Below are 10490 nucleotides of genomic sequence, written 5' to 3' on the forward strand. Positions count from 1 at the left end.
CGCCGGTGCTGCAAACCGTAACAACGTTTCTGTTTGTGGGGGGGCAAACTGCGTATAATCCGCCGCCATGACTCGTAGCCGATCCCCCCGCAAACCCTCTCGTCCCGCTTCAAATCGCGCCCGCACGTGGCTCGGCTGGCTGCTCAAGCTCAGCCTGGTCGGCCTTGTGGCGCTGGCTGGCGTTGCCATTTACCTCGATGCCGTGGTGCAGGAGAAGTTTTCCGGCAAGCGCTGGACCATCCCCGCCAAGGTGTACGGCCGGCCGCTCGAATTGTTCGTGGGGCAAAAGCTCGAACTCAAAGACTTTCTCACCGAACTGGACGCCCTTGGCTATCGTCGCGTCAATGCCGTGGATGGCCCCGGGCAGGTTGCGGTGGCCGGCAATACCGTCTCGCTCAATACCCGTGGTTTCCAGTTCTATGAGGGGCTGGAGCAAGCCCGGCCGGTTCGGGTGCGCTTCAATGGCGACTACGTTGGCGACCTGGCTGGCAACGGCGGCGAAAAGCTCCCCGTGGTGCGGCTCGAGCCGTTGCTGATCGGCGGGATCTACCCGAAAAACCTTGAAGACCGGATTCTCATCAAGCTCGATCAGGTGCCGCCCTACCTGATCGACACCCTCGTGACCGTAGAGGACCGCGACTTCTATCACCACTTCGGTGTATCGCCCAAGTCCATCGCGCGGGCGGTGTACATCAACGCTTCCTCGGGGCAGATGCGCCAGGGCGGCAGTACCTTGACGCAACAGCTGGTGAAGAACTTCTACCTCACCAACGAGCGCAGCCTCAGCCGCAAGCTGACCGAAGCGATGATGGCGGTGCTGCTCGAGCTGCATTACAGCAAGCAGGAAATCCTCGAGGCTTACCTGAACGAAGTGTTCATCGGTCAGGATGGCCAACGGGCCGTGCACGGCTTTGGCCTGGCCAGCCAGTTCTTCTTCAGCCAGCCCCTGTCAGAGCTCCGGTTGCACCAGGTTGCATTGCTGGTCGGGATGGTGAAAGGCCCTTCGTATTACAACCCCCGTCGCTATCCCGAGCGGGCGCTGGAGCGCCGTAACCTGGTGCTCGACCTGCTGCAGGAGCAGGGCGTGGCCACACCCGAGGCCGTGGCCGCCGCGAAGAAAATGCCCCTGGGCGTTACCCAGCGCGGTAGCCTGGCAGACAGTTCGTTCCCGGGTTTCCTGGACCTGGTCAAGCGCCAGCTGCGCGAAGATTACCGGGATGAAGACCTTACTGGCGAAGGCCTGCGGATATTCACCAGTTTCGACCCCATCCTGCAGATGAAAGCCGAAGCGGCCGTCAGCGAGAGCTTCAAGCGCTTCTCGGCCCGTAAGGGCGGTGACGCAATGGAAACCGCAATGGTGGTGACCAATCCGGAAAGTGGTGAGGTACAAGCGTTGGTCGGTAGCCGCCAGGCAGGTTTTGCCGGCTTCAACCGGGCCCTGGATGCGGTGCGGCCCATCGGCTCGCTGGTGAAGCCGGCGATCTACCTCACCGCCCTTGAAAAACCCAGCCAGTACACGCTTACCAGCTGGATCAAGGACGAACCCTTCTCGGTGAAGGGCGCCGATGGGCAGGTGTGGTCGCCGCAGAACTACGAAAAAGGCTCCAACGGCACCATCTTCCTGTATCAAGGGCTGGCGCATTCCTACAACCTCTCCAGTGCTCGCCTCGGCCTTGATCTCGGCATTCCCAATGTCTTCAAAACCCTTGGCAAACTGGGCGTGGATGTGAACTGGCCGGCATACCCTTCCATGTTGCTGGGCGCAGGCGCGCTCACGCCAATGCAGGTGGCGACGGTTTATCAAACCATTGCCAACGGTGGCTACAACACGCCGATGCGGGGTATTCGCAGCGTGTTGACCGCCGAAGGCCAGCCGTTGAAGCGTTACCCCTTCCAGATCCAGCAGCGTTTCGATCCAGGCAGCATTTACCTGATCCAGACCGCCATGCAGCGTGTGGTGCGCGAAGGTACCGCGCGCTCGGTTTACAATGTGTTGCCCTCGTCGTTGAACCTGGCCGGGAAAACCGGCACTACCAACGATTCACGCGACAGCTGGTTCGCCGGCTTCAGCCAGGATTTGCTGGCGGTGGTGTGGATGGGGCGCGACGACAACGGTAAAACCCCTTACACCGGTGCCACCGGCGCCTTGCAGGTGTGGACCAATTTCATGCGCAAGGCCGATCCGCTCCCGCTGAACATGGCGGTGCCGGATAACGTCGTGCTCGCCTGGGTGGACGCCCAGACCGGGCAGGGTTCGGCGGAAGGCTGCCCGAACGCCGTGCAGATGCCTTATATTCGGGGCAGTGAACCAGCCCCTGGCGTGGCATGTAATTCCGGCTCCGAGTCCCCGGCGGCTCCGGTGATGGACTGGATCAAGGGCTGGCTGAATTGACTGAGGAACTGACGTGAAGAAGTTGTGGTTTTCAATGCTGACCGCGACAGTCCTGTTGCAAGGCTGTGCAAGCGTGCCTCGCGGCTCGATACCTGTGGTTGATCAAGGCGCGCGGGTTTCCAACAGCGAGCGCGTGTCGGCCAACCGTAATACCGCTTACCGCGCTCCGGTCGCGGCGGCCCCTACGCAGGCTGCCCCCGAAGACAGCGGCGTCATGGTGATGGTGCCCACCTCCAGTGCTCCGATTCAGGCCAGCGCAGCGCCTATCAGTACCAGCCCGATCACCCCGGGGCCGGTTACCAATGGCCCTGCCTATACACCGCCCACGCCTGCGGCCAGCGGCAGCCTGTATACACCCGCACCGTCTGCTCCGAGCGGTATTCCTGCGGCCACGCGTTCCAGCGGAGGCCTGGCAGCGGATGAGCAGCTGGACGGTCCGGTGTTGGCGCTGCTCACTACCGCCCAACAACAGCAGGGCGGCGGCGACCTCAATGGCGCCTCCTCCAGCCTGGAGCGTGCCCAGCGCATAGCGCCGCGCGAGCCTCAGGTGCTGTTTCGTCTCGCCCAGGTAAGGTTGGCACAGGGTGACGCTGCCCAGGCCGAGCAGTTTGCCCGGCGGGCGTTGAGCTACGCCAACGGGCGCCCGGACCTCCAGGCGCGGCTGTGGGAAACCATCGCTCAGGCGCGCGAGAAACAGGGTGACGCAGCAGGCGCGGCGCAGGCTCGCCAGAATGCGCGAGGGTGATCAGGGAAATGGACGCTCGTTTTCCTGCCATTGCCGATCAGCTTTTGCTGATCGAACGCGCCCTTCGTCAGGCTGGATGGTGGGCCGCCCAGCCGCCCAGCGAGCAGGCGCTGGCCAGTGTGGAGCCGTTCTGCGTGGACACGCTCAGCTTCGAGGAGTGGTTGCAATGGATCTTCCTGCCACGAATGAAGCTAATCCTGGAGAACGGCCTGGCCTTGCCCAATGCCTCCGGCATCCTCGCCATGGCTGAAATGGTCTACGCCAGCAGGCCTGGGCAGGGCCTTGCGCTCATGGCCTGCCTGCGCGAGTTCGACCTTCTTATCACTGGCGCCAGCCAGGCCTGACCTGCAGGGCAGGGCTGCCGGTCAGTGGCACTGATCGGCAATGGCTTTGCGGGTTTCGGCAATCTTCGCCTGCCGCTCTTCCTCGGTCAGGCGCCTCAATTCGCCATCCACTTCCTGGCGCACCCTTGGGTTGTTGTTCAACTGGGCGAGGTTGGTGCGCGCCTGGTCGCAGAACTCCTTCGTCTGCGCTTCCTGCTCTGTCACCTGCTGGCGAACACGATCGTTTGCGGCTTTCTGCTCGGGATCGTTGTCCACGTCGTCCTCGTTCTGCGAACCTTTCGCAGGGCTGGCAGGGGGCGGCGCGTGCGTGTCGATAGGCGTGGCCGCCTGGCCGGTCGGCGGCTTGGCATCGAAGTGAGTCACGCCGTTGGCATCCACCCATTTGTATACCTGGGCCGCTTGCAGCGACCCCATTGCTGCCAGCATCACGCTGGCCACCAGGCATGTAAGGCGCATGTCCGCTCCGTTCGTCCAAAGGGCTTTGCGCAAAATTACCACAGAAGCAGAAAGGCGACAGATGACTTGACTTGCGAGGGGCTATTCACAACAATCCAAAGTCCGCTGTGAAGGGACTGCCAGAAGCAGACCCGCTCAGCAGATCATGAGGCGCATACCCGCGCCGACCTGTTACACCCGCAACGCGTTACCTCGCGCTGGGTGGGAAACCCCCGCAACACTTTGGGGAAGTCCCAATACTTGCTCAGTCAGTGCTGACGTAGTCGGCGACCACCGTCGCTCATGCTCTGCTTGGCAGTAAACCTAATGGACCCGCCTCCCGGCGGTATTCTGGCGTTTTTGAGGTGAACAACGTGGAGCTCTTATCCGGCGCTGAGATGATCGTCCGCTTTTTGCGTGACGAGGGTGTCAAGCACATCTACGGGTACCCTGGCGGTGCTCTCCTTCATGTTTACGATGCCCTGTTCAAAGAGCCTGATGTCTCGCACATCCTGGTTCGCCACGAGCAGGCCGCTACTCACATGGCCGACGGTTATGCCCGCGCCACCGGCAAGGCGGGTGTGGTGCTGGTGACGTCCGGCCCTGGCGCTACCAACGCCATCACCGGGATCGCCACGGCTTACATGGACTCGATCCCCATGGTGGTGCTGTCTGGCCAGGTTCCGAGCACCATGGTAGGCACCGACGCCTTCCAGGAAACCGACATGATCGGTATCTCCCGGCCTATCGTGAAGCACAGCTTCATGATCAAGCATCCCTCGGAAATTCCGGAGATCCTGAAGAAGGCGTTCTACCTGGCTGAGTCTGGCCGGCCTGGCCCGGTTGTGGTCGATATCCCGAAGGATATGACCAACCCGGCGGAGAAATTCGAATACGTCTACCCGAAAAAGGTGAAGCTGCGCTCCTATTCACCTGCCGTGCGGGGCCATTCGGGCCAGATCCGCAAGGCCGCCGAAATGCTCGTGGCTGCGCGTCGCCCGGTTATCTATGCCGGTGGCGGCGTGATCCTTGGCGGAGCGTCTTCGCCACTCACCGAGCTGGCGCGGCTGCTTAACGCTCCGGTCACTAACACGTTGATGGGGCTGGGCGCGTACCCAGGCACTGATCGTCAGTTCGTCGGCATGCTCGGCATGCACGGTAGCTACACGGCCAACCTGACCATGCACCATGCCGATGTGATCTTCGCCGTGGGCGCGCGCTTCGACGACCGTGTAATCAATGGCGCGGCCAAGTTCTGCCCTAACGCCAAGATCATTCACGTGGATATCGACCCGGCGTCCATTTCCAAGACGATCAAGGCCGATGTGCCAATCGTGGGCCCGGTAGAAAGCGTGCTGACTGAAATGGTTGCCGCTTATAAAGAGCTGGGGCAAACCCCGGACAAGGAAGCGGTTGCCGCCTGGTGGAAGCAGATCGACGAATGGCGTGGCGAGCGCGGCCTGTTCCCCTACGAGCAGGGCGATGGTCAGCTGATCAAGCCTCAAACCGTGATTCGTACTCTGTGGGATGTTACTCAGGGCGATGCGTTCGTGACCTCCGACGTGGGCCAGCATCAGATGTTCGCGGCTCAGTACTACCCGTTCGACAAGCCTAACCGCTGGATCAACTCCGGTGGCCTGGGCACCATGGGCTTCGGCTTCCCGGCCGCGATGGGTGTGAAGCTGAACTTCCCCGACAACGACGTTGCCTGCGTGACGGGGGAGGGCAGCATCCAGATGAACATTCAGGAGCTCTCTACCTGCATGCAGTACGGCCTGCCGGTGAAGATCGTGAACCTGAACAATGGCGTACTGGGCATGGTGCGCCAGTGGCAGGACATGAACTACAGCAGCCGCCATTCGCATTCGTACATGGAGTCGCTGCCAGATTTCGTCAAGCTGGCCGAGGCCTACGGCCATGTCGGCATGCGCATCACCGACCTCAAGGACCTCAAGCCCATGATGGCCGAAGCCTTTGCCATGAAAGATCGCCTGGTGTTCCTGGACATTCAGGTGGATACCAGCGAGCACGTCTATCCGATGCAGATCAAGGATGGCTCGATGCGTGACATGTGGCTGAGCAAGACGGAGCGTACCTGACCATGCGGCACATCATTTCTTTGCTGTTGGAAAACGAACCGGGCGCACTGTCCCGGGTGGTCGGCCTGTTCTCGCAGCGCAACTACAATATTGAAAGCCTGACCGTTGCCGCGACCGAAGACCCGACCTTGTCGCGCCTTACCCTCACCACTATCGGCCATGATGAGGTGATCGAGCAGATCACCAAGAACCTCAACAAGCTGGTGGAAGTGGTGAAGCTGGTCGACCTTTCGGAAAGTGCACACATCGAGCGTGAGCTGATGCTGGTGAAAGTGAAGGCGACCGGCGCTCAGCGCGCCGAGGTCAAGCGCACCACCGACATCTTCCGCGGGCAGATCGTGGATGTAAGCAGCAGCGTTTATACCGTTCAGCTCACAGGTACCAGCGACAAGCTCGACAGCTTCATCCAGGCCGTCGGCACAGCGTCCATTCTCGAAACCGTGCGCAGTGGCGTTACCGGTATCGCGCGCGGCGACAAAGTACTCAGCATCTAATCAAACCATTTTTGCAGGCGGCCCAAGGGCCAGGATAATCAGGGGAATTTCATGAAAGTTTACTACGACAAAGACTGTGACCTGTCCATCATCCAGGGCAAGAAAGTCGCCATCATCGGTTACGGCTCCCAGGGCCATGCTCAGGCGTGCAACCTGAAAGACTCCGGTGTTGATGTCGTCGTCGGCCTGCGCAAGGGTTCGGCTACTGTGGCCAAGGCTGAGGCTCATGGCCTGAAAGTCACTGACGTGGCCAGCGCCGTTGCTTCTGCTGACCTGGTCATGATCCTCACCCCGGATGAATTCCAGTCGGTACTGTACAAGAACGAAGTAGAGCCGAACCTGAAGCAGGGCGCGACCCTGGCCTTCTCCCACGGCTTCGCCATCCATTACAACCAGGTTGTTCCTCGCAGCGACCTGGACGTGATCATGATCGCCCCCAAGGCACCGGGCCACACCGTTCGCTCCGAGTTCGTCAAGGGCGGCGGTATTCCTGACCTGATCGCGATCTACCAGGACGCTTCGGGCAATGCCAAGAACGTCGCGCTGTCCTACGCTGCCGGCGTGGGCGGTGGGCGTACCGGCATCATCGAAACCACCTTCAAGGACGAAACCGAAACCGACCTGTTCGGCGAGCAGGCCGTTCTGTGTGGCGGTGCGGTAGAACTGGTGAAAGCCGGTTTCGAAACCCTGGTAGAAGCTGGCTACGCCCCGGAAATGGCCTACTTCGAATGCCTGCACGAGCTGAAGCTGATCGTTGACCTCATGTACGAAGGCGGCATCGCCAACATGAACTACTCGATCTCCAACAACGCTGAGTACGGCGAGTACGTTACCGGCCCGGAAGTGATCAACGCCGAATCCCGTCAGGCCATGCGCAATGCACTCAAGCGCATCCAGGATGGTGAGTACGCCAAGATGTTCATCGCTGAAGGCGCCGCCAACTACCCGTCCATGACCGCTCGCCGCCGTAACAACGCAGCGCACGGCATCGAAGTGATCGGTGAGCAACTGCGTTCGATGATGCCTTGGATCTCGGCGAACAAGATCGTCGACAAAGCCAAGAACTGATCGCGCTTTGTTACAACGGAAAACGCGGCCTCGGCCGCGTTTTTTCGTTTCCAGCGTGGCCTTCTGGTATAAAGCTGCAACGTTTGCGGACGAACCCTCGTCCCGAGCGTCTGTCGAAATTTTTCACACGTTGCAAGGTACTGTTTATGAGCGAACGCCCTGAAGAGCCGAACACGGCCCCCGACGCCGATAGCCTGCTCCCTGTCGACGAGCATGTTGAAGAGGGTCAGGATGCCGAGGGGCGTAGAGTGCGGCACCGTGGGATCTACCTGCTGCCTAACCTCTTCACTACCGCAAACCTGTTTGCCGGTTTCTATTCCATCATCAACTCGATCACAGCCCAGAGCGCCCTGAGTGCGGGCAATTCGGCCGAGGCAGTGAAGTATTACTCCTTTGCCGCCATTGCGATCTTCGTCGCGATGGTGCTCGATGGCCTTGATGGCCGTGTAGCGCGCATGACCAATACCCAAAGCGCGTTCGGCGCGGAGTACGATTCGCTGTCCGATATGGTCGCCTTCGGAATGGCGCCGTCGCTGCTGGCGTTCGTCTGGGCACTGGGTGCCATGGGCAAGGTGGGCTGGATGGTCGCCTTTATCTACGTTGCCGGTGCTGCGCTGCGGCTGGCCCGCTTCAATACCCAGGTAGGCAAGGCGGACAAGCGCTACTTCATCGGCCTGGCAAGCCCTGCGGCGGCAGGGGTGGTGGCCGGTACGGTGTGGGCCATGAGCGACCTGGAAATCCCGGGGGCCAAGCTGTCGTTCCTGGTGGCTATCCTGGTGGCCGGTGCCGGCATGCTGATGGTCAGTAACATCAAGTACAACAGCTTCAAGGAGCTCGACCTGAAGGGCAGGGTACCTTTCGTGGCCATCCTGGCGGTTGTGCTGGTGTTCGCCGTTGTGTTCATCGACCCGCCGAAGATCCTTCTGCTGATCTTCCTCATCTATGCGGCATCCGGGCCGATTCAACATTTGTTGCGCCTTCGTCGGCACAGATGAAATAAATCAGGGCACACTTCGTCTCACGATCCAGCAACTGATCGCTCGGAGTGTGCCCAATGCTTATCAAGGTTAGCCAGGCATCCGCCTGCCACGAATCTGAAGTTACCCCTCAAGCTGCCTATCTTTCCCGCCGAACCCTTATGGCAGGCGCTGCCGCATTGGCAGCCGGGGCATCGATTCCGGCCTGGGCGGACTCCTCCAGCGCGTCCGCGTACGAAGGCGTCGAACCCGGTAAGCCTGCGGCCTGGTTCCAGGAAAAACTCAAGCAAACCCATTGGCAGGCAGTCACTGCCAAGGGCGAAGCCATTACGCCCTTCAAGGATGCCACCCACTACAACAACTTCTACGAGTTCGGTACTGACAAGGGCGACCCTGTGCAAAACGCGGGTAGCCTGAAAACCGAACCCTGGTCGATCGTTGTCGATGGGGAGGTGGGCAAGCCCGGCAAATATGCGCTTGAAGACTTCGTGAAGCCCAGCCAGCTCGAGGAACGCATCTATCGGCTGCGTTGCGTCGAAGCCTGGTCGATGGTCATTCCCTGGCTTGGCTTCCCGCTGGCCAGCATCCTCAAGCAGGTGGAGCCCACCTCCAAAGCTCGCTATGTGCGCTTCGAGACCCTGCAGGACCCAGCCACAATGCCGGGCCAGCGCTCGAGCTTCTCCTATATACAGTGGCCGTATGAAGAAGGGTTGCGCCTGGACGAAGCCATGCACCCTCTCACCTTGTTGGCGGTAGGCATGTATGGGCGGGAGCTGCCCAACCAGAATGGTGCGCCACTGCGCCTGATCGTGCCGTGGAAATATGGCTTCAAGGGGATCAAATCCATCGTTCGAATGAGCTTGGTCACCGAGCAGCCGCGCACCACCTGGCAGGGCATAGCACCGGACGAATATGGCTTCTATGCCAACGTCAATCCGCAGGTTGATCATCCGCGCTGGACCCAGGCGCGAGAACGCCGCCTTCCCAGTGGCCTGTTCGCTCCGAACGTGCGGGAAACCCAAATGTTCAACGGCTATGCCGAGGACGTGGCTTCTCTCTATGCAGGGCTGGACCTGAGGGTGAACTACTGATGCGTTATCCATGGTTTCGCCTGGCGGTATTTTTCGCCGTGGCGGTGTGGCCATTATGGTGGGTTTACCAGGCCTGGCTGTTTGCGCTTGGCCCAGACCCGGGCAAGGTATTGCTTGATCGGCTGGGGCTGGGTGCGCTGGTGATGCTGTTGATTACCTTGAGCATGACGCCGCTTCAGCGAATAACAGGATGGAGCGGCTGGATCATCGTTCGAAGGCAGCTTGGGCTATGGTGTTTCGCCTACGCCGTGCTGCACCTGAGCGCCTACCTGTTCTTTGTGCTGGGGTTGGATTTCAGCCAGCTTGGCGTAGAGCTTCAAAAGCGTCCGTACATTATCGTCGGTGCTCTCGCCTGGGTACTGCTGCTTGCGTTGGCGATCACCTCGAACCGGGCTAGCCAACGGAAGCTAGGTAGCAACTGGCGCAGGCTACATAAGCTGGTGTATGCGGTACTTGCCCTCGGGCTACTGCACTTCCTCTGGATCGTGCGGGCGAACTGGGCGGAATGGTCCGTGTATGCAAGCATCGGCGCAGTGCTTATGTTGCTCCGTGTGCCGTTGATCGCTGCATTCATCAAGCGGCCAAAAAAGAATCGAACGAATCTTCAAAGAAGCGCTTGACGCCCTCTCGAAAGCCCTTATAATGCGCCCACTTCCAGCGACAACGGAACGGCAAACTTCTTGAGAATCAACGAGTTAGCGGTTCAGGTAAGCGGGAGGTGGCTTCGATCTCCGGATCGGATGCGGTGAAAAAGGGGGTTGACAGCAGGTGGTAACGCTGTAGAATTCGCCTCCCGCTTCGAGAGGTAAGTGAAGCGGTCAAGTGTTTGAAGTTGAACGAGAAAT

The 10490-nt window shown here is 60.3% G+C and carries 10 protein-coding genes; 9 read left to right on the plus strand and 1 reads right to left on the minus strand.

The window, feature by feature from the left end:
* Positions 1–67 precede the first annotated feature (67 nt).
* The 3 genes from mrcB to G7016_RS21565 are packed head-to-tail and all read left to right on the plus strand — an operon-like array spanning position 68 to position 3481.
* Positions 68–2392 carry a penicillin-binding protein 1B gene (gene mrcB, locus G7016_RS21555; protein WP_181117756.1) on the plus strand — a complete coding sequence of 775 codons (2325 nt, stop codon included), beginning with the start codon at positions 68–70 and terminating at the stop codon, positions 2390–2392.
* Between the two features lie 13 nt (positions 2393–2405).
* Complete coding sequence (locus G7016_RS21560; protein ID WP_375139248.1) at positions 2406–3137, plus strand: tetratricopeptide repeat protein; 732 nt, start codon at positions 2406–2408, stop codon at positions 3135–3137.
* An 8-nt stretch (positions 3138–3145) separates the two neighbouring features.
* The gene (locus tag G7016_RS21565) at positions 3146–3481 is read left to right on the plus strand and encodes a YqcC family protein (RefSeq protein ID WP_181117757.1); all 336 of its coding nucleotides are present in this window, start codon (positions 3146–3148) and stop codon (positions 3479–3481) included.
* 21 nt (positions 3482–3502) lie between these two features.
* Here G7016_RS21565 and G7016_RS21570 read toward each other — a convergent pair whose 3' ends face one another.
* Positions 3503–3937, minus strand: coding sequence for a DUF4124 domain-containing protein (locus G7016_RS21570; RefSeq protein ID WP_181117758.1), 435 nt, complete (start codon positions 3935–3937; stop codon positions 3503–3505).
* Between the two features lie 353 nt (positions 3938–4290).
* On the opposite strand from G7016_RS21570, the gene G7016_RS21575 reads away from it, so the two are divergent.
* From G7016_RS21575 to msrQ, 6 genes are all read left to right on the plus strand, one after another.
* Positions 4291–6015: an acetolactate synthase 3 large subunit gene (locus G7016_RS21575; RefSeq protein ID WP_181117759.1), complete on the plus strand. Its 1725-nt coding sequence runs from the start codon at positions 4291–4293 to the stop codon at positions 6013–6015.
* A 2-nt stretch (positions 6016–6017) separates the two neighbouring features.
* Positions 6018–6509: an acetolactate synthase small subunit gene (gene ilvN / locus G7016_RS21580; protein ID WP_181117760.1), complete on the plus strand. Its 492-nt coding sequence runs from the start codon at positions 6018–6020 to the stop codon at positions 6507–6509.
* A 51-nt stretch (positions 6510–6560) separates the two neighbouring features.
* Positions 6561–7577, plus strand: coding sequence for a ketol-acid reductoisomerase (ilvC, locus tag G7016_RS21585; protein WP_181117761.1), 1017 nt, complete (start codon positions 6561–6563; stop codon positions 7575–7577).
* 146 nt (positions 7578–7723) lie between these two features.
* Positions 7724–8572 (plus strand): CDP-diacylglycerol--serine O-phosphatidyltransferase, encoded by an 849-nt coding sequence (gene pssA / locus G7016_RS21590; protein WP_181117762.1) that lies wholly within the window; start codon positions 7724–7726, stop codon positions 8570–8572.
* Between the two features lie 59 nt (positions 8573–8631).
* Positions 8632–9645, plus strand: a complete 1014-nt coding sequence (gene msrP, locus G7016_RS21595) for a protein-methionine-sulfoxide reductase catalytic subunit MsrP (protein ID WP_181117763.1) — start codon at positions 8632–8634, stop codon at positions 9643–9645.
* Positions 9645–10265 carry a protein-methionine-sulfoxide reductase heme-binding subunit MsrQ gene (gene msrQ, locus G7016_RS21600; protein ID WP_181117764.1) on the plus strand — a complete coding sequence of 207 codons (621 nt, stop codon included), beginning with the start codon at positions 9645–9647 and terminating at the stop codon, positions 10263–10265. The genes msrP and msrQ overlap by 1 nt, the downstream gene beginning before the upstream one ends.
* Positions 10266–10490: the final 225 nt, after the last annotated feature.

This window comes from Pseudomonas japonica (assembly GCF_013522925.1).
Lineage (GTDB): Bacteria > Pseudomonadota > Gammaproteobacteria > Pseudomonadales > Pseudomonadaceae > Aquipseudomonas > Aquipseudomonas japonica_A.

Coding starts and splice junctions, on each gene's coding strand:
- mrcB (WP_181117756.1), top strand. CDS start 68: ATGACTCGTAGCCGATCCCCCCGCAAACCCTCTCGTCCCGCTTCAAAT.
- G7016_RS21565 (WP_181117757.1), top strand. CDS start 3,146: ATGGACGCTCGTTTTCCTGCCATTGCCGATCAGCTTTTGCTGATCGAA.
- G7016_RS21570 (WP_181117758.1), bottom strand. CDS start 3,937: ATGCGCCTTACATGCCTGGTGGCCAGCGTGATGCTGGCAGCAATGGGG.
- ilvN (WP_181117760.1), top strand. CDS start 6,018: ATGCGGCACATCATTTCTTTGCTGTTGGAAAACGAACCGGGCGCACTG.
- ilvC (WP_181117761.1), top strand. CDS start 6,561: ATGAAAGTTTACTACGACAAAGACTGTGACCTGTCCATCATCCAGGGC.
- pssA (WP_181117762.1), top strand. CDS start 7,724: ATGAGCGAACGCCCTGAAGAGCCGAACACGGCCCCCGACGCCGATAGC.
- msrP (WP_181117763.1), top strand. CDS start 8,632: ATGCTTATCAAGGTTAGCCAGGCATCCGCCTGCCACGAATCTGAAGTT.
- msrQ (WP_181117764.1), top strand. CDS start 9,645: ATGCGTTATCCATGGTTTCGCCTGGCGGTATTTTTCGCCGTGGCGGTG.